Here is a 19,645-nt window from a genome sequence, read left to right as displayed (position 1 = left end):
ATGTTATGTTTAAAACCATATTGATTTTATCATGCTTGTTATTATATCAATCAGCTGATCTACTAGGTCAATTGAACCCCTATAAATTCCGTATAGGAGCTGGTATTGGCTATTCCAATTATTACGGAGATCTCAGTCATTACAGATATGGCAACTTTCCCGATTGGAAGGCTATGGGAGAAGCTTATTCATACAATAAGAATTATAACCAATCTCCTTCTTTTTCTTTATCAATCGAACGAAGATTAAATTCGAGTTTTGGACTGCTTCTCAATGGTGGACAATATATTTTATCCATGAGTGATCGCTACCTTGATAAGAATGATGTCTTGAAAACTGATTTTCCAAACTTCCATAGGTCATTAAATTTTGAAACAAGCGTTAGAGACATTGGTTTGGGCTTTACATTCAGAACTGACAATGGGAAAATTTTAAGAGAAAATGCCCTAGTTGCCCCTTACCTTTCTATACATGGTGGGTGGTTACAATTCAGCCCTAAAGGAGATTTATTGGATGCAGAGGGAAACCAATACGATTATACACAAAACCTTCTGATTACTGATGGGAACTTCGAGACAGATTTGACTAAACTTAAAGCTTCGAGTAATAATGGCTATGATGAAAACACTTATTATATAGGGGCAGGGGTTGGCTTTAGAATAAAATTATCCAAGCAAATTGAAGTTTATTTCCAATCTGACGTAAAAAACCAACACAGATTTTATTGATGATGTTGATGGATCTTCAATTACTACCTTTCTTGATGAATTTCAAACGTATGCTGCCTATCCGGGCATAGACCTGAGCAATGCTAACAGCAATATCAGAGGAGATGTTCAGTCAAATAAGGATTGGTTTTTCAATCACCAATTTGGCCTGAAAATAAGTTTTTCACCTTCAAAAAATGCATTCAGGGCAAACGCCATTAGTCCATCTTTTACCCATATCCGGTCAGAATACTCCATAAATGATGAATATATTGAAGTGGATTCATCAAAAAATTCAGCAATATCAGAGTTAAGGATTAATCACTCTAGCAGGATTAATGAAAAGCAGGCTTCTCCGGAGGAAAATGCCTTACCTAATGTTTACAGCAGCCAGGAAACTCCTGCATTAATGGAATTGGATTCTATCGGAAACTTCACCTTAGAAAATTCCGAAAGGTATGAAGCAAATCAAAGAGCAAATAGGGTAATGGTTTGGCAATATCCATATAGAATAAATGATTCAAGATTTGAAAATCCCCCCTATGAACAGACCTATTATAACCCTTATTATGGCAATTATCCTGCTGAACAAAATATCCCTCAAAAGAATGAAAAGTTAATCCTAGGTGCTTCAGATGGGCAGGTCACCAATTCCAGTTTCCCCTATTTTCTCCCTTATTACAGTCGTTCTTCAACTTATGTCAACCAACCGGCTAACGCTAACAAACCTATGGGTATTGACTCAACTTTAATAGTTGACAGCAGCAGGTATGTACCCTTTGATAGTGTAAAAACATCATCCTTAAGCCCCGAAATCAAAGCTACCTCAAGACAAAATATAGCCTCGCAAAAATACAAATTTGAACCGGGGCCATCTATTCAGGGAATGAACCTACAAGGGTATAATTCAGGCAAAGGTAAAGTTGATTTAATAAAAAATGGTCTTTATGCAGAGGTGTTTTTTGAAAACAATGAAAGTAAAATATCAGAAGAAGAGGTATTAAAACTTCTCCCTTTAAAGCAAATGCTAGATCTATTTCCCAACGCAAAATTATTGATTAAAGCCTATGCTGACAATACAGGGGCCATGGCTTACAATATGATCTTGATTGAAAGGCGAGCAATGGCGGTGGAAGAAATACTAACCAATCAACTTGGTCTTGCTCCTGAAAGAATAACCCGACAACCCGGTGCGCAATTAATACGAGGAAGCCACAAAACTTCTCGCCCTCAAGACAGGAAGGTGGAGGTCCAGGTACTATATTAAAAAATTAATGCCAATGAAAAATATTGTAGTATTAACAGGAGCAGGTATTTCAGCAGAAAGTGGGTTAAGGACTTTCCGAGATGATAATGGCCTTTGGGAAGGTCATGATATTATGGAGGTAGCTTCACCTGAGGGGTGGAATAATAATAAAGCAAAAGTACTGGAATTTTATAATGCAAGAAGACAAGCATGCCTTAAGGCTAAACCCAATCAAGCGCACCTGAAATTAGCCGAGTTGGAAAAAAGCCATGATGTCACAATAATCACTCAAAATGTGGACAATCTTCATGAACTCGCAGGTTCTTCCAAAGTAATTCATTTGCATGGAGAACTTTTTAAATCACAGAGTACGAAGGATCCAAACCTAATTTATGATATAAATGGTTGGGAGCTGAAATTGGGAGATACCTGTGAAAAAGGAAGTCAGTTGCGACCTTTTATTGTTTGGTTTGGAGAAGCCGTACCCAAAATGAAGGAAGCCATTGAAGCAGTAGAAAAAGCCGATGCTTTGGTTATCGTAGGTACCTCCATGCTGGTATACCCTGCAGCGGGTCTGATCGACTATGCACCTGAGAAAATTTTGAAAATTATCATTGACCTGAAAATCCCTTATTTAAGTTCACGAAATAACATCACTTGTATTGAGGAAAAAGCCAGCTCGGGTATCTTAAAAATGGAAAATATATTGAAAAGTTGGAATTTTGAAGACTAATAAACATATATTTTATAGTTTTGACTTTCACTTTTAAAACCAATCAATTGGATACAGAATACAGCAGCAAAGCAACTTCGGGAATTTCCAGAGTATTAATTAAAAGTTTTGTAAAATTAACTTTGGCAGGCTTGCTAATTGGCTTTTTCCATGCTTATGATTTTTGGATAGGTTTATTACTGGCCTTGTACCTTGTCTACTCTATTATAAAAAGGTGGCAGCGAAATGCAGAGGACAAGATGGTATTCCTAACAGGCACTCTTTTAGGAGGGATATTTGGTGTTTGCTGTGAATTATGGGGAATATATTATGGATATTGGGAATACCATGACCTTTCTTTCAATCGTTCCTTTCCATATTGGCTCCCTTTTGCTTGGGCCTTAGCCTTTACCTTTATTTACCAGCTGGAAAAAGATTTATTCAGGGTTTTAGCTGTTTCTAAAATGTCAACTAAAATTATTCTTTCCCTAATTGTGGCAATGATTTTCCCAACCTATGGGGAAATCATCACCATTAATTTAGGAGTTTGGACCTATTCCTGGCCTTTTCAGGTATTTGGTGTTCCTTTATTGGCCATATTTTTACTTGTAGTTTTTCACACCGGTGTCAACTTTTTGATGGTTTTGATTTGCAAACAGTTTGGCTGGAAAAACCCTGTATTCAATCCATAAAATTTGACATATACAAGCCGAACATTCTTAGGAAAACTACAGCAATCAAACCCATAAAGCCCCAAGATTGTTAATCCATCCTACCGATCTCATCATTGGTAGAACATCAAGGCAATAAATATAGATTTAACACCTCACTAATTCTTTTTAAATCAGTATACTAAACCTGCTATTACCTGACTACTGAATCCAAGGTTGCCAAATAGACCCACTTTTGATCCCTAGACTTTAGGCCTTCAATCATCGCCTCCTCTTCTTTATCGGTCATTTCCATGTCCTCATACTCCATAGAATTAAAAAACTGAATATAGTCTTTATAAATATTCATGGTCAAATGAGTAGACTTGGCTTCACTACCAGTAGGAAGAGCTGTTCTTAGAAACCTCCAATCCTCCATCAGATCATTTGAGATTTTTTTCTGATGAAGAGGAAGAAATATTTCCTGCTCAGCAATTTCATAGTCTTGAAACTTACCTTCTACTGCCTTCATAAGATCAAAAGTTGCCAAAATCCCTGGCTTATATTGAAAATCGTCATCCGTTCTGGCTACCTCTATCATATAACTTCTGACAGCCAGGTCACGCATTTCCAAAGAAGAGGTTATTCTATTTTTAGCCTGTTCGGCACTTAGATTAGGGAAGGCTTGAACGGCACTGTTCACCAATTGGTCAATATTGTTTCCATTCATCATTGAAACAGGATCGTCATAATAGGTAACCGTCAAGTATTGAAAATTTTCCCCTTCTAAATCAGAGCCGGATTGAAGGGACCAAAAATCCCAGCCTTTTATATGGCCATCTTCTTTTTCCTGTTCGTAAACCTTGGTTAAAAACTCTTTGTATTCTAAATAATCCAGAACTTTATTGGGCTCAACCTTAATAAATTCCAAGACTAAAAATTGTTCGTCTTGTCCATAAACATTGGCTACTGCAAATAGGGAGATTATCCAAATTATTAATTGCTTTTTCATACCTTATTATTTTGGGTTCCTAGCCAATATACAAAATTTAGAATACAATATATACCGATTATAATTTATTTTTACCTGTAAAAATAAATTTATTGGAATTAAAAAAAGCCCTAAAACATCATACTGGTTTTTAGGGCTTTTTAATTCCGAATATTTCGGGATAATTCTTTTTATTCCTTTAAAATGGCTTCGATATTTTTCAATTCAGCTGTGGAAAAGTCCAAATTATCCAAACTTTTCACATTGTCATGAAGTTGACTAGCCTTGCTCACTCCCACAAGCACTGAGGTAATGGCAGGGCTTTTAAGCAGCCAAGCAATAGCCATCTGAGCCAAACTTTGACCTCTTTCAATTGCAATAGCGTTCAGTGCCTTAACCTTGGCTAGTATTTCAGGGGTAATGGCATCAGACTTCAAGTACCTCCCATCTTTTACTGCTCTGGAATCTTCAGGAAAACCGTTCAAGTATTTGTCTGTAAGAACCCCTTGTTCCAGAGGAGAAAATGCAATGGCACCTATCCCTGATTTTTCCAAAACCTGCAAAAGTCCATCTTCCACCCATCTGTCCATCATATTGTACCTCGGCTGATGGATCAAGCATGGAGTACCCAATTCATTAAGTATTTTTGAAGCCTTTGCAGTGTCCTCTGCGCTGTATTGAGAAATGCCTACATATAAGGCCTTCCCTTGTCTAACAAGAAGATCTAAAGCACTCATGGTTTCTTCAAGCGGAGTATTGGGATCAGGTCTGTGATGATAAAAGATGTCCACGTATTCCAAACCCATTCTTTTTAGGCTTTGATTTAGGCTGGCTACCAAATATTTTTTAGACCCAAAATTCCCATAAGGCCCCGGCCACATGTCCCAACCTGCTTTAGATGAAATTAATAGTTCATCTCTATACGGTAATAAATCTTTCTTAAAAATTCTACCAAAATTCTCTTCTGCCGCTCCATAGGGCGGGCCATAATTGTTAGCCAAATCAAAATGTGTAATCCCTAAATCAAATGCAGTTCTTACAATCTCCCTTCCTAATTTAAAATCATCGCTATGTCCGAAATTATGCCATAACCCTAAAGATATTGCCGGTAAATCCAAACCACTCTTCCCACACCTACGGAATTTCATTTGATCATATCTTGAGGATGCCGCTACATAGGTCTGTAATGGTTCTTTGTCGTTTATTTTCATAAATTTTTCGTTTATTAATGGGTTGTAAATAGGTCTATATCAATTATTGGTTAAATAAATTATATTTTTTTCAGGGATTTTATCCCAATAGGATTTTAGTAAATACCGGGTTTCAATCACCCTTTTAACAGGTTTAAGCACCGCAACCACCTCCTCTGCTGTCTGAAATGATTGGCTCATATCAATAAATCCATAGGCTGATAAAAAGCCATCCTCAAAGAATAAAGCTACCTCTTCACCAGGGTTTCTACCACAATCTTTGACTAGAAATTTCTCTCCTTCAAGCTTCACCCCGGCAATTAGTTCTTCGGCTCTTTTGTTATAATCTTCAGCAGCTTCCACCCCACAGCAAGCACCGGAACATTCACCCAATTGAAAGTCATAACAAGCTCCATTTTTCTTCTGGATTCCATTAAGTTTTGGACATAGCTTCAATTCTTTGTTTTTATCTAGGAGAAATTTCCAAGCAGAAGCGTGGCTGGTAAATGTAGCCAATGGCTTTATACCGGCCACTACTTTATTGAGCTGAAAACGTAAATACCCCTCTCTATCGGTATAAGAAAAAACTCCCCACGATAAGGCTTTCACTTTTAGAGATCGGTTATATTTTGGCCAAAGTCGCTTGATTTCCAATGCCTCCAGTAACAAAGCCAGCAACTCACTACCTGTAATTTCGTAGCTCACATCAAAAATTTCAGTTTTTAAATTCAACTTGGCCTTCCCGCTAAAATGACCATTGAATCTACGCTGAATATTGACTGCTTTACCTACATAAATCACCTTACCATTGGCATCATGGAAGTAATATACACCTGTAGATTGAGGAATTTCGTTAAATTTTTCCTTGCTTATGTTGGGAGGCAAAGTTAAAGCCTTATGTTTTCCCTTTATCGCTTGTTCAATATGCCCTTCTTTGTCTGCCTGCAACAATTGACCGAATAAAATGGAGGTTGCCCAAGCATCACCCATGGCCCTATGCCGATCATTCACAACAATCCCCCTCGACTCACACAATCGGCCTAGACTGTAACTTTTAAGACCCGGAAACAATTTTCTACTTAGCCGGACAGTGCAGAGTCTTTTGGGCTTGTAAACCATCCCCTCTCTTTCGAAAGACTGTTTTACAAAACTGTAATCAAATCCTACATTATGTGCCACGAAAACCTTTCCCTCCAATAAATTATAAAGCTCACCTGCTATTTCCGAGAACTTTGGAGCTCCTATTAACATTTGAGCATCAATCCCTGTTAGACCTGTAATAAAACTAGGGATAGACATTTCAGGATTCAACAAGGTCTCGAATTGGCCCGTAATTTGCTCACCATCATGAAAAACCACCGCAATCTCAATGATCCTATTATTTGCAGAAAAGCCTCCGGTAGTTTCAATGTCAACGATCGCGTACATAAATAGGTTTTTGTTAATAAAGCACTACTACAAACAAAATTGTTCCCTTTGAATTCCACTTGAATTAAAGGTGTCAAATTTGTAATATTAAATATTTAACTATCGAATGAAGTAAACAATTTCCTTCAGGTCATCTTTTTATTCAAAACTTATCAAATAACTCACAATGATCAAAGAGAAAGCAGATGCTTGGCAAATGGAATTAACTGAAATCACCTGGCAATATGAAAAGATCTTGGAAGACTTTGACCTTACTACCTTAAATGTTAAACCTTCCCTGAACAATGGAGCCCTATGGAAATTGTGCACCATTTAATTCTCGTCAACACTTCTTATTTTCCTATTTTCGACCAAATTATTCTTCAGCGATACAAAAGCCCTTTGATGGGAAAACTCCCATTTTATGGCTCTAAAATGGGAAATATTATTTTAGCTTCCATGAACAAATCTTCTAAAATTAAAACTTTTAATTCGTGGAAACCGTCGGACAAATTGCATAACAATGATTTAAAAATAAAATTTTTTACGCAACAAGATCTACTGTCAAACTATTTACAAAAGCTGGAACCATTTCTGGGAAAAAATTTAATGATAAGTTCCCCTGCAAATAAATGGATTGTTTACCCCTTGGATTCCGCAATAGATATCATCCTTGCTCATGAAAAAAGGCACTTTTCACAAATAAAAAACATTCTTAAAAACATCTAACCCATGAAATCAGAAAAAGAAAAAATGCTCTCCGGTGAATTGTATCTTGCTTCAGACAAAACCCTTAGCAATGACCGCTTTCAGGCAAGACAGCTACTAAAAGCCCTTAATAATGAGCGTCCGGGAGACAATGAGCACACATACAATATTGTCAAAAAGCTTTTCAATAGAGTAGGAAAGGATTTTGGATTGGAGCCTCCTTTTTTCTGTGACTATGGTTATAACATTAGTGTTGGGGACCAGGTTTTTTTTAATTTCAATTGTGTCCTTTTAGACATTACGCCAATTAAAATAGGAAATAGAAGCATGTTTGGTCCCGGAGTACATATTTATTCAGCCACTCATCCTCTTGATGCAAAGACCAGAAGTAGTCTGCTTGAGTTTGGGAAACCCGTTACTATTGGTGATGATGTTTGGGTAGGTGGTGGTGCTATAATTTGCCCGGGAGTAAATATTGGTGACAGAAGCATTGTGGCTGCAGGAGCAGTGGTGACCAGAGATGTACCGACAGACGTAATCGTGGGTGGAAATCCGGCAAGAATTATAAAAGATATCGACCAAAAGAAAAGATGGCCTAATTGGCCATCTTCTTTTCATGATTTTCTTTAATAATTCTTCGAAGGATTTTTCCTACATTAGATTTAGGTAGTTCATCTACAAAGTATATCTCCTTGGGAACCTTATAGCTTGTCAGGCTTTGTCTTGAAAAAGCTATCAACTCTTCCGCTGTAAGTGATTTGTCATTGGCAATAACATATGCAACTACCCTTTCAGTAGACCTCTCATCGGGGATTCCTATTACACCTACCTCATTGACCATTTCGTGGGCAGACAAAGCATCCTCTACCTCATTGGGATATACGTTAAACCCTGATACCAAAATCATTTCTTTTTTGCGGTCAACAATTTTGAAAAAACCGTCTTCATCCATAACTGCAATGTCGCCGGTTTTAAACCACTCCTTTATAAATGTCTCTGCTGTTTCATCAGGTCTTTGCCAATATCCGGGCATTACTTGAGGTCCTTTGACGCACAACTCCCCTCTCTCCCAAGGCCAAATCGTTTCCTTCGTCGTCTATAATTTTTACCTCCGTATTCGGTAGTGGAATACCAATGGTTCCAAGCCTCTCTGTTCCATCAATAGGGTTACAGGTAACCACAGGAGATGTCTCAGTAAGTCCATAACCTTCAGAAATAGGAACCCCTGTTACTTCCTTCCAGCGTTTGGCTACAAACGATTGTAGGTAGCCATACCACCTGCCACTGCGATTTTTAATGAACTAAAATCCAATGACCTAAAGGACTCTTGATTGAGTAATCCATTAAAAAGCGTATTGACCCCCGTAAATACACTGAAGGGATGCTTTTTTAGAATCTTACAAAATGCCGGCATATCCCTAGGGTTTGTGACCAACACATTATGTGCTCCGATTTTCATCATCGCTAAACAATTTACCGTTAAGGCAAAGATATGATACAAGGGAAGTGCTGTAATCACGGTCTCTTTGCTTTCTATCAGCTTGGGCTTCATCCATGCAGAAATCTGCTGCATATTGGCTACAATATTGGTATGGCTTAACATGGCTCCTTTAGAAACCCCTGTGGTGCCTCCGGTATATTGCAAAAAGGCTAAATCTTCTCCTTTTAGATGTTGCCTTTCATAAGGTTTATTTTTCCCTGCTGCCATGGCGCTTTTAAAACTCCAAGCTTCGGGAATATTATAGGCGGGCACCATTTTTTTAACATACTTGACCACCAAATTGACAATTGACCCTTTCAATCCACCTAGTGAATCTCCGATTTGTGTGACAACTATCTTTTTGACACCAATTTTTTCTTTGATTTTTTCAAGATTATGGGCAAAATTGGCAACAATGACAATGGCCTTTACACCCGCATCAGAAAATTGATGTTCCATTTCTGAGGAGGTATACAAAGGATTGGTATTAACTACAATCAAACCAGCCCGAAGTGCGCCGAACATAACGATTGGGTATTGGAGTAAATTAGGCATTTGAATGCCTATTCTGTCTCCCTTTTTTAATTTAAACTCATGCTGTAAGAAAGAAGCAAAAGTTGCAGACAATTGATCCAATTCATTGAATGAGATGGTTTTATCCATGCATTCGTAAGCAATTGCATCTCCATATTTTTTTATGCTTTCCTCAAAAAGATCTACAGCACTACTGTATTCCTCCGGATCTATTTGCTTTGGAACAGCTTCCGGATAAAATTGAAACCATGGAAAATCCATCATAATTGTTAATTTGAGTATATTGTTAAGGGCATTTGTACTAATATATTCAATGTATTTCTTTTATTAAAAGGTTTTTCTCAATTAAATTTATTCCCTAATCTCATTGAATAGCCTACTATGAACATAATTTTCAGGGAAAAGCAATCTATTTCTTCATTATTTTGTTATAATGAAGCTATCATCATGATTTTAATCCATAATTATGTTTAGATTCTTGGCAGGAATAATAACTGCATTAATGGTTATTTGGGCAATTCAATATTTCACGGACAAAAGTAAACAAAAAGATGAAATCCAATTCAATTCAGCACTTTTAGAACAACAGATCAAACAGGTAGGAAAACTTATCGTTACTGAAGGACAATTTTCTCAGGTCCTCAGTTATAAAAACACCAAAAAAAATTACTTCGATATTTTTTCAGCCAACAAAAAAGCCTTGGTGATAGTCAATGCGAAAGTAACAGTCGCTTATGACTTGAGGCAAATTAAAACAGAAATTGACCAAGAGAACAAACAGGTGATCATATTAGAAGTACCGGAACCTGAAATCAACATTTATCCTGATCTTAAATACTATGATATCAGCCAAGATTACTTCAATAAATTTGATGCAGCAGATTATAATAAGATCAAAGGTAGTGTGGATAAAATGATCCAAACCAAAGTTGATCAATCGGATCTTAAAGTGAATGCCAAGGAAAGGCTGATCAATGAGCTTTCCAAAATATATATTTTAACCAATTCTCTAGGTTGGAGCTTACAATGCCAAGAAATGACCATAAACTCCCCTACTGATTTAGACAATTTAAAATTTTAAATATTTTGTAAATCATTTGTTTACAATGCATTAAAAATTTTTTAAACCTTAATCCTATTTTAAACCCGAAATTTGAAATAGACCATCCTTTACGTGCTGAAATCGCTTCAAAATCAGACACGTTATTGCTGTTTTAAATTTCACTATAGCGGGGCTAGGCTAAAATCTCCCTACCCATTTCAAGTTCTATCACATAATCCGGGTTGAAGTAAACTTTTATTGTACCCAAATGTACCGTTTCATTACGGACTAATTTTGTCCAGTACCGGTTTCTATTTTTTCAGAAGCAATATTTCCCGTCATAAAAATACCAATTCCGTTTTCTATATTAGAAAAAACTTGAACAGGCTGGGCGAAGGGATCCCCATCATTCCAATCTTGCAATCCATATGTAGACTGAAAGTCATAATAACTTTTAGATATATTTTTTAACACAAAATAAATTTCTCCTCCATCCTCCAATTCCATAAAATTGCCTGATGTAAAGAGATCTATTTTAGCTTGTTTGCCTTCAAATAATTTATCGTCTATAATAATTCCACCATCTAAGAAAAAATCGGTTTCATAGCTGGGGTTTTTAGGTTCCAGATAAATGGTTCGATTGTCTTCGTAATAGACCTCTTCCCCATATTCGTTAATATAGTGCTCTCTTCGTACATAATAGGCAGAAATTTCATAGTAATGTTCACCCACGGGGTCGTTAAAAATCAGAGAAAAATCATCTCCACTTGTCCATGCATCTTGCTGTCCTTTCCCATTATAAACCAAATCCTGGATAGGAACATAAATGGGAACCATTTCAGTGGCCTGCACTTTTTCATATCCTTCCAAATCTACTTCTATTGTGTATTCAGTATCTTCAGAGACTAAATATTGTAGATTTGAATATTCCCCACTCTCCTCATTATAATTCAAAAAATAAGTTTCATTTCCGGTGATTAGTTTTACTTCAGCCGTTTTTATTGGCTCAAACTCCCAATTGGTATCCAGAATATGTCTGGAATAGGTAAGCCTAACTTTCGGAAAAGCATTGTGTAAAAAGGTAGCATTTAAAGTGACCTGGGGTTTTTCAAAAGGAATATCAATGTCCACAGTAGTTTCACAAGAGCTGATGAACAACCCCGCCGCAACAAAAACAAATAGAAAAACCCTTCGAAAGCTTAATAATGTATTCATTGTCATTAAAATTTAAACCCGTAAGAAAATGAAGGTATAATGGGAAAGAGACTGTACTGTTTCACTTTTTTGTTGCTCTGCTGATCATAACCAATGTCCATAAAAAATGGATTCATTCGATTATAGACATTGTATATACCTAATGTCCATTTCCGCTCCCCCCACTTTTTGGTTTTCCACCAACTGAAGCTCAGATCAAGTCTATGATAGGCCCTATTTCTAAAGTTATTTCTACTCTCATAATATTCTACATCCGGTCTCCATGAACCTCCAAACCGGGTATTAACCTCTGCTCCTTCATACCTTTGGGTGGGCAAGGATACCGCATTTCCTGTACCATACACCCATACCGCAGAGAAATCTTTATTTTCTGTCCACTCATGGGTAAGAGCGAAGCTCACATCATGTCTTCTATCATATTTATAAGGAAACCATTCCCCAAAGTTAATTTCATCAAACCTCCTTTCGGTTTTGGAGAGGGTATATCCAATCCATCCTGATATTTTGCCTACCTTCTTTTGCAGCAGTAGCTCAAGGCCATAACTCACCCCTTCACCTACAGCCACTTTATCCTGCCAATCTTCATCCAGGTTAAGATAAGTTGCCCCATCCTTGTATTCAATCAGGCCATCCATGGTTTTGTAATAAGCCTCAGCACTAAATTCAAAACTATTGAAGTTTTTAACTCCTCCTAAAGCCACTTGCATCGCTTTTTGAGGGCCAATATTGGCTGTGGCCGGCACCCATAGATCAGTAGGTAATCCTAAGCCCGCATTGGTTAGTAAATGTATAAATTGTGCCATGGTAACATAAGATGCTTTGATAGAGGTGCTTTCATCGACTAAATACCTGGCAGATATTCTTGGCTGGAGGGAGTTATAATGTTGGTTATCTGTGTTGAATCCTGAATAATGAAGTCCTAAGTTGGCTTTCAAGCGACTGCTGATATTGAAATCATCTTCAGCATATACCGAATACTCCGTAGAGTTCAGTTCATCTGCACCTAATTGAAGATCATTGTCTCCGGAACTGCTTTTGCTAGCATATACACCGGGGAGAACTTATGAAATATAACATTGGTCCCAAATCTAAAATAATGATCCGGATTAGGGATAAATTCAAAGTCTGCCCTCCCTGCCCAATCTCTGATTCCGGAGAAATACCTGTCCGAATAAACATTGGTTTCCGTGGTACCTAAACCGGTAATTGTCTCCTCATAATTGCTAAATAAATCAAAATTATAACGACTATAGGTGAAAGTATAGTTACTAAAGAGGCGACTATTGATCACGTTATTCCATCTTAGAGCAGAAATAAAATTCCCCCATTTCAAGCCAAATTCCTCATCATAATCGGTCCTTTCATTGTCATTGACATAAAAGTTTTTATACTTTGAATAAGCCTTATCATCTCCTGAATACACACTCAGGTACAACCTGTTTTTATCATTAATGATATGGTTAACTTTTCCATTGAGGTCATAAAAATAATAGCCTATGTTTTCATCACCCTCAGTGGAAGCCTTGATAATCGGTTGAGCCAAAATATCCAAATAAGTCCGCCTCGCAGAAAGAATAAAAGATGTTTTGTCTTTTTTAATCGGTCCCTCAAAGGTTACTTTAGAAGCTATAAGACCAATAGACCCTTCTCCTTTAAACTCTTGCATGTTGCCTTCCTTCATGCTGATGTCGATCACAGAAGAAAGGCGCCCCCCATACCTTGAAGGAAAGCCACCTTTTATAAGTTCTACATTGTTGATGGCATCCGCATTGAACACAGAAAAGAAACCAAACAAATGCGAAGCGTTATAAACCGGTACACCATCCAATAAAATCAAATTTTGGTCAGGTCCTCCTCCCCTAACATATAAGCCACTCCCACCTTCAGTTCCTGATTGCACACCGGGCAAAAGTTGTAAGACTTTAAAAACATCTACTTCACCCATCAATGCCGGCAATTCCTTGATTTGCTCTATTGGGACATTTACAGAGCTCATCCTGGTGATTTCTTGAATTTGATCCATGTCAGATGCGGAGACCACCACTTCTTCCAGGTTGCCGTCCGGCACCAATGTCACATTGATTACGGTATCAGTTTTTGCTTGGAATTGGATATGTTTGGCCTGGAAACCAACAAAACTAAAGTAAAGATCTAAACTATCTCCGGTAGTGGTATAACTATAAAAACCAAACTGATTCGCCACAGTTCCTTTTTGAGAAACCTTGTCATAAATATTTGCCCCTATAAGGTTTTCACCTGTGCCTTCTTCTTTTACTGTGCCGCTTATGGTGATTTTCTGAGAAAACCCCGGAAAAGCTAAAAGGATGGATAATACACAAAATACAAAGAATCTCATTTTTATATAAATAGGTACACTTCCAAAAATAATTTGGCAAAGATAATTTAAAGCACGGAATTGCCAACTAAATAATTGAACCTTAAATAAATCATAATAATAGTGGTGAAAGTAATGAATTGGTTAAATTTTAACTGCAAACTAATTATTAATTGCTTTATAAAATTTAAGAAATCATTTCCTTACTTAAGTTAATTTGGATAATTATAATCGGCTCGGTCACAAGACGTAAAATAAATACATTTCGCTACACCCTTTAAAATTTACTACTACTTTATAATGTGCGTATTCAGATTACCGGATCCTAGACGGAACCGAAGGAGTAGCTGATTCGGACACATTACCCAATGGCTTCGACTCCACAAAGCCACCTGCAAACTAAATAAAAGGTTGAAAAAATGTTGAGTTTATTTGGACAAAAGTTCCCCTTTTTCCCTTGTCAAGGGGGATTTTGAACTTTCAGCAATGCAGTGATTTTTGCTAAAGCAAGAATAGTTTCTCTTAACGACAAGTACAAGACCCGAAGAAGAGATGGCCAAAGCATTTCCCTGCTTCCCTCTCCAAAAAAGGGTTAGAAATGACCATCCCAAAGGACACTAATTCTTAGAATCGTTTCCTTAAAGCAAATAAAGCCCAGAATGCAATTATGGCAAGGACCATCAATAATATTCCATTGAGAGGGTCACCAAGTAAAATATTTCCTGAACCAAACAAAAAGCTAAACACCCCTATAACCCCTGCGCCGAAGGCAAGTATCGCTGCTTGAAAATCAAAATATTCGCTTGTATCTACTTTTTCTCCTGTACTTCCCATAAAATTATGTATCCTTTTCCAACCAGGACCGGGAGCTTTGGTTTTTTTAACAAATGAAATCAGTACTTCCCTATCGGTAGGTGTAGAAATATAAGCTGTTAAAATCCAACAAAATGAGGTAACCATGATCCCAATAATTAATTCCTCATGGGTTGCCAAGGGATCAAAGTAAGCATCATGAACAAAAGCAAAATACAAAGCAGTTAAAAACGAAGCTGCCATGGCCACAATTTCACTCATGGCATTGATTCGCCACCAATACCAACGTAATATATATATCAAACCAGTTCCAGCACCTATTTGCAACAAGATACTAAATGTTTGCAGGGCATTTTGTAGTTGCAATGCTACATAACCACCCAAAATCATTATCGTTACAGTGGCCACTCTCCCTACGGTCACCAAATGTTTTTGGGAGCTATCCGGCTTGATAAACCTCAGGTAAAAATCATTGACCATATAAGAAGCCCCCAAATTAAGCATGGTAGACAGGGTGGACATATAGGCAGCCACCAAAGAAGTGACCACCAATCCCATAATGCCTACAGGCATAAAAGACAACATGGCAGGATAAGCCATGTCATCTTGAACAATGGACGGATCTGCATTAGGAAACGCATCCCTTAGTGAAGCCATATCCGGAAAAACAATGATACTACACAAGGCTACCAAAATCCAAGGCCATGGTCTGATGGCATAATGGACAATGGTGAAAAACATAACCGATGACAAAGCATTTTTTTCATCTTTGGCAGCAAGCATTCTTTGAACAATAAAGCCTCCACCACCTGGTTCAGATCCCGGATACCACACAGACCACCACTGGATAAACAAGGGGATAAGAAAGATGGTCAAAAATATTTCTTTATTGGCCAAATCCGGAATGAAGTCAAGTTTGTCTACAATCATTTCATGGTTGACAAGGTTTTCAAGCCCTCCAACGGCCGGATGACTCACTGCTACCCAAGCAGCAGCAATCGCTCCTGCTAATGAGAGTACAAATTGTATAAAATCCGTAAAAACTACTCCGCGAAGTCCTCCTAAAGAACTATAAATCACTGTCACAACACCAGAAATCAATAAGGTAGCCATGGGACTAATTCCCAATAACACGCCGCCAATCTTTATTGCTGCCAAAGAAACGCCGGAAATAATCACCACATTAAAGAACAAGCCAAGAAAGATCGCTCTAAACCCTCTTAAAAAAGAAGCTGCTTTGCCACTGTAACGCAATTCATAAAACTCTATATCGGTTAACACTCCAGACCTCTTCCATAGTTTGGCAAAGAAAAATACTGTTAGCATTCCTGTTAATAGAAAACTCCACCACACCCAGTTTCCGGATATCCCATTTTTCCTTACAATATCTGTCACTAAATTTGGCGTATCTGTAGAAAAGGTGGTGGCCACCATAGAAGTCCCCAAAATCCACCAAGGTAGGTTGCCGCCTGCTTTAAAAAATTCATTAATATTCTTAGATGATTGCCTGGAACTATACAGACCTATTCCCAGAGAGACCGCAAAAAATGCAATCAATATCAACCAATCAATTCCTTGTAATAACATAATTTAAATTTGTGAGTGGGGATTAATTTTCAATGAAATGATTTTGGGTTTGATTTTGGGTTCATACAATATCTATTTTTTAACGGGGATATCCAGCCCACAATTAATCTGGGCCTGATCCAAAGCCATGCCTATAAACATGGGGTAACTCCAACTTCTATACCTTCCCCAAATATCGCCTGAATACTTGGGAAATACTTCTTCCTTAATTAATGGGATTAAAGGATTCGCTTTGGCTCCTAACTGTCGGACACTAATGGCTGCTTGTAAGACTTGAACTTCATCGGCTAATAAGAGCATTTCACCTAACACTTTATAAGCAAGCTTATTTTCCTCTCGTTTAATCAGAATTTCGGCTGCCTTGATGGCAACGGCCGGGGCCTCATCAGACAACATACCATGAAGTTGGCTGAAAATTGCATCAATTTCACCTTCATAAGCATCTATTCCTACCAAACCCCAAAACCGTACAGCATCAATTTCACTTTCCAAATAAGGCATTACTTGGGACACATCTTTTATTTTACCAACCATTTTGGCCACATTCAAAATTACTTTGAAATCAGCTTCCGGATAGGCCCTACTGACCTCATAAACACTGGCATTATTTACTGATGCCTGTTGCATCATTAAGCCTTCAGAAAGTAATCCGGTATCTCGGTTTTCTATCATCCATCCATCTAGCTTATCGGCCAATTCTGCTATTTTATTTTTAAATTTAGGATCATTTGCAAGGTTATGCTGCTCTAAGGGGTCTGTCTTCAGGTCATACAAAATCTCAACGGGCTTGGGAGTGAACATTTTTCTGGTTGCTTCAGGAAGGTCTCCTACCTCCCGCAACCTGTTTATTTCTGCATAACTTCCTCCTTTGTTAAAGATTAAAGCATTCTGGTAATAAGGCAAGTGGGGCATAAAATGGCGAATATAAAGATGCCTTCCATCAAATACTGACCTTGACACCTCATAAACATCATCTGCCCTGTCCCTGTAGCCAAAAACATATTTTCTTTCTTCTTCTGCCAAGAAGTTTACCCCTTCCATTATTTCAGGAACAGAAACTCCTGCTAGCGCAAGGGTCGTAGGTGCAAAATCTACAAAGCTTACCAATCTATCCGATTCCGGAGCAGCGATATTCCCTACCAAGTTTTTGTATTTTTCCGGAACATGCAAGAGAAAGGGGACTTGTAAACCGGCATTGTCAAGCCAACGTTTGTGCCCCGGTAGGCCATGTCCATGATCAGAAAAAACGAAAACAATTGTCTCATCCAGTAAACCATCTTCCTCCAATTGACCTAATAACTCCCCTACTTGCTGATCAAATACAGAAAGCAAATCATACATATGTGCCCATATTTCGCGCATTTTTGGACTGTCCGGTAAATGAGGTGGGAGAATAGCTTTTTTTGGATCATGGAAATTTTTAAGACCTGAGGTATCTGATGGGCGTAAAGCATTTGTAGGTCCTTCGTGGGTAATCATAAAATTGAAAACACTAAAAAAAGGCTTACCATCCGGCCTATTTCTCCAGTGTGCCTCTTTACTGCTCTCATCCCACCTACCTTCAAAGCTAAAATTATAATCCGTTTTTACATTATTGCTCGTATAATACCCTGCCTCTCGCATAACTTCCGGCAATATTTTCATTTGTTCAGGAACCGGTATATCAGACCTTAGGTGCTGGGTACCGAGAGAGCTCGCATATATACCAGTGATTAAGGTGGAGCGTGCAGGGGCACAGATGGGCGCATTTGAAAACACCTGGGTAAACCTTATACTTTTTTCTGCCAATTGGTCCAAAATAGGGGTATTGGCATAATCGTCTCCATAGGCTCCATATATCGGCCCAAGGTCTTCATGAGATATCCAGAGAATATTTGGCTGTCTCACCTCTTTATGACTATTATTACAAGCCATACAATTCAAAAGTAGGAAGAGATAGGTAATATTTTTCATTGATCAATTTATAAAGATACAATCTAATTGAAAAAATCACTTAATTACTGAAATAAGGGTTAAAATTATGTTATTGCCCTTATTTTAAGGATGACCGGATAAACCGTTGCTTGCGCAAAACGAAAAAGTAATCCATTGTTTGATTCATCATCCTTGCCTTTGCTCTCGTTTATCATGTTACAAAATCATGGGCAATTCAGGTTTCCGCCTAGTTTTTTGCACTAATTGAGAACCTAATGTCCCCATTTAGTCTGTCTTCCTTCCATTTAAAAGCAATTCTATACAATTGCTCGCCATGATTAGAAATTAACTTAGGGTCCTTGATGGGAATACTCTCAATTGAAACATCAAGTTTACTACGGTCAAAGCTAGTATTTATTGTAAATCCTTCTCCTGAAATTTCTAGTAAGCCGGGAGATTTTAAGGCAACAGGCAATGCACTCATAAAATGAAAGCTGGTTGAATTTTTATTTTTTTCCAATTGAAAATGTTCTGTAATGATTAAACCATCTTCTCTCCTAAATTCAAAGGACCTTTCCCAGCTTTTCACTGCTGCTTCCTTAGGATAAGCAGCGGCAATATCTGTCTGAAAACAGACCTGATTATTCTTAAGATGATAATTCGATCCTGTGGCTTTAAATTCCCCACCTGCCTTTTGTGCCACCCCATTAATAAGTGGTAGATTGTGGTAATTGGATTGCATGGTCCATATGGAATACCGCTCAGGACTGAAGGTTTGCCTAGTATAAGTACCCACTCCCACATCCATAAATACAGGTTTCCCATCATAATAAAGCATAAAAGAACCCACATCATTGTGATTATGGTGTTCGTTATTATCTCCTCCTTTTGCTGTAAAATAAAAGCCTTTGGCATTCGTTTCTTCCCTGGCAATCACCACATCCCAGTCAGGAAAATAGAAATCTTTAACCTGAGGAGCTTCTGAAGGCAATTCTTTCAAAGCCCCTAGCAAAAATACATTCCCAATCCTATCCACTATTGATCCAGAAGTTACTAGATCCTCTTCACTTCTTTTATTTGCCAAATAGGTGGAAAATTTCTCCATAACAGGGTC

General features: G+C 37.8%; 16 protein-coding genes and 1 pseudogene. 7 read left to right on the top strand and 10 right to left on the bottom strand.

Annotated elements, in window-relative coordinates:
- Positions 1-5: 5 nt before the first annotated feature.
- The 4 genes from WG932_RS00405 (at position 6) to WG932_RS00390 (ending at position 3,357) form a co-directional block, all read left to right on the top strand.
- Complete coding sequence (locus WG932_RS00405; RefSeq protein WP_483086517.1) at positions 6-728, top strand: hypothetical protein; 723 nt, start codon at positions 6-8, stop codon at positions 726-728.
- A gap of 256 nt (positions 729-984) precedes the next feature.
- Positions 985-1,974 carry an OmpA family protein gene (locus WG932_RS00400; RefSeq protein WP_483086516.1) on the top strand — a complete coding sequence of 330 codons (990 nt, stop codon included), beginning with the start codon at positions 985-987 and terminating at the stop codon, positions 1,972-1,974.
- A 13-nt stretch (positions 1,975-1,987) separates the two neighbouring features.
- Entirely contained in the window at positions 1,988-2,686 is a 699-nt protein-coding gene (locus WG932_RS00395) for an SIR2 family NAD-dependent protein deacylase (protein ID WP_014021578.1), read from the top strand.
- Positions 2,687-2,733: 47 nt separating this feature from the next.
- Positions 2,734-3,357 (top strand): hypothetical protein, encoded by a 624-nt coding sequence (locus WG932_RS00390; protein WP_149394090.1) that lies wholly within the window; start codon positions 2,734-2,736, stop codon positions 3,355-3,357.
- Between the two features lie 172 nt (positions 3,358-3,529).
- On the opposite strand, the gene WG932_RS00385 is transcribed toward WG932_RS00390, so the two are convergent.
- From WG932_RS00385 to WG932_RS00375, 3 genes are all read right to left on the bottom strand, one after another.
- Positions 3,530-4,327 (bottom strand): hypothetical protein, encoded by a 798-nt coding sequence (locus WG932_RS00385; RefSeq protein WP_014021576.1) that lies wholly within the window; start codon positions 4,325-4,327, stop codon positions 3,530-3,532.
- Between the two features lie 170 nt (positions 4,328-4,497).
- On the bottom strand, positions 4,498-5,517 hold the full coding sequence (gene mgrA / locus WG932_RS00380) for an L-glyceraldehyde 3-phosphate reductase (RefSeq protein WP_149394067.1): 1,020 nt from the start codon (positions 5,515-5,517) through the stop codon (positions 4,498-4,500).
- Between the two features lie 39 nt (positions 5,518-5,556).
- Complete coding sequence (locus WG932_RS00375; RefSeq protein ID WP_483086515.1) at positions 5,557-6,924, bottom strand: exonuclease domain-containing protein; 1,368 nt, start codon at positions 6,922-6,924, stop codon at positions 5,557-5,559.
- 166 nt (positions 6,925-7,090) lie between these two features.
- On the opposite strand from WG932_RS00375, the gene WG932_RS00370 reads away from it, so the two are divergent.
- Both WG932_RS00370 and WG932_RS00365 read left to right on the top strand, forming a co-directional pair.
- Positions 7,091-7,240, top strand: a complete 150-nt coding sequence (locus WG932_RS00370) for a hypothetical protein (RefSeq protein ID WP_483086514.1) — start codon at positions 7,091-7,093, stop codon at positions 7,238-7,240.
- 395 nt (positions 7,241-7,635) lie between these two features.
- Complete coding sequence (locus tag WG932_RS00365; protein WP_483086513.1) at positions 7,636-8,241, top strand: sugar O-acetyltransferase; 606 nt, start codon at positions 7,636-7,638, stop codon at positions 8,239-8,241.
- Here the strand turns inward: WG932_RS00365 and WG932_RS00360 are convergent.
- Positions 8,207-9,889: pseudogene (locus WG932_RS00360) on the bottom strand (AMP-binding protein). The gene WG932_RS00365 and the pseudogene WG932_RS00360 sit on opposite strands and share 35 nt — an antisense overlap.
- Before the next feature lie 202 nt (positions 9,890-10,091).
- Here WG932_RS00360 and WG932_RS00355 point away from each other — a divergent pair.
- Positions 10,092-10,706: a DUF4230 domain-containing protein gene (locus tag WG932_RS00355; protein WP_483086512.1), complete on the top strand. Its 615-nt coding sequence runs from the start codon at positions 10,092-10,094 to the stop codon at positions 10,704-10,706.
- 249 nt (positions 10,707-10,955) lie between these two features.
- On the opposite strand, the gene WG932_RS00350 is transcribed toward WG932_RS00355, so the two are convergent.
- The 6 genes from WG932_RS00350 to WG932_RS00325 all read right to left on the bottom strand — a co-directional run bounded on the left by WG932_RS00350 (position 10,956) and on the right by WG932_RS00325 (position 19,636).
- Complete coding sequence (locus tag WG932_RS00350) at positions 10,956-11,882, bottom strand: DUF4249 domain-containing protein (RefSeq protein WP_187770949.1); 927 nt, start codon at positions 11,880-11,882, stop codon at positions 10,956-10,958.
- 5 nt (positions 11,883-11,887) lie between these two features.
- Positions 11,888-12,829: a TonB-dependent receptor plug domain-containing protein gene (locus tag WG932_RS00345; protein WP_483088760.1), complete on the bottom strand. Its 942-nt coding sequence runs from the start codon at positions 12,827-12,829 to the stop codon at positions 11,888-11,890.
- A gap of 56 nt (positions 12,830-12,885) precedes the next feature.
- The gene (locus tag WG932_RS00340; RefSeq protein WP_483086511.1) at positions 12,886-14,238 is read right to left on the bottom strand and encodes a TonB-dependent receptor; all 1,353 of its coding nucleotides are present in this window, start codon (positions 14,236-14,238) and stop codon (positions 12,886-12,888) included.
- A gap of 603 nt (positions 14,239-14,841) precedes the next feature.
- Positions 14,842-16,617: a sodium:solute symporter family protein gene (locus WG932_RS00335; protein WP_483086510.1), complete on the bottom strand. Its 1,776-nt coding sequence runs from the start codon at positions 16,615-16,617 to the stop codon at positions 14,842-14,844.
- 72 nt (positions 16,618-16,689) lie between these two features.
- A complete protein-coding gene (locus WG932_RS00330) occupies positions 16,690-18,531 on the bottom strand; it encodes a sulfatase family protein (protein ID WP_483086509.1) in 1,842 nt (613 codons plus the stop codon).
- Between the two features lie 247 nt (positions 18,532-18,778).
- Positions 18,779-19,636 (bottom strand): heparinase II/III domain-containing protein, encoded by an 858-nt coding sequence (locus WG932_RS00325; protein WP_483086508.1) that lies wholly within the window; start codon positions 19,634-19,636, stop codon positions 18,779-18,781.
- Between the last annotated feature and the right edge of the window lie 9 nt (positions 19,637-19,645).

The organism is Cyclobacterium sp. SOCE241 (genome assembly GCF_056867545.1).
This window is presented reverse-complemented; position numbering and strand designations above follow the sequence as displayed.